The organism is Bartonella queenslandensis AUST/NH15, from assembly GCF_000312585.1.
Taxonomy (GTDB): Bacteria; Pseudomonadota; Alphaproteobacteria; order Rhizobiales; family Rhizobiaceae; genus Bartonella; species Bartonella queenslandensis_A.
Genome location: NZ_HE998199.1, coordinates 1 through 392, shown reverse-complemented (window position 1 = coordinate 392; position 392 = coordinate 1). Strand labels below are relative to the sequence as shown.

1 pseudogene is annotated in these 392 nt (G+C 48.0%); it reads right to left on the bottom strand.

From position 1 onward, the window contains the following. A pseudogene (locus BN338_RS09880) lies at positions 1-392 on the bottom strand (phage tail tape measure protein); the annotation flags it as partial.

Sequence of the window (392 nt, the reverse complement as noted above, 5' to 3'; positions counted from 1 at the left end):
GGACGCCATAAAGCCATCAACAATCCAACCCGCTAAATCTTCCCCCGCTTGTTCCATACTGGCTTTGGCATCCTCAGAAAGCTTTTCGCGGGCAAAAAAGTGCCCCAACCATCCCCAGAAGTTGGAGAGGCTTTGCTTAAAACCCTCCCACAAACCAGCAAAGCTTTGGGAAACAGAGGAAAGTCCTTGTTTAAACTTTTGCCAAGCTTGAGAGAAGTCAAAGGCATTGGCGATAATGTTTTTCCATTTGGTGATGGTGGTGGTATCGGCACCAAAAAAGCGCATGACGGCTTCAAAGGCATGCCCAAAAGCGCGTATGATCCCCCGTGCAAAGCCTTTAACAAAAGAGGAGAAACGGTCCCAGTATTTCCACAAAGCAAAACCAGCAGCAA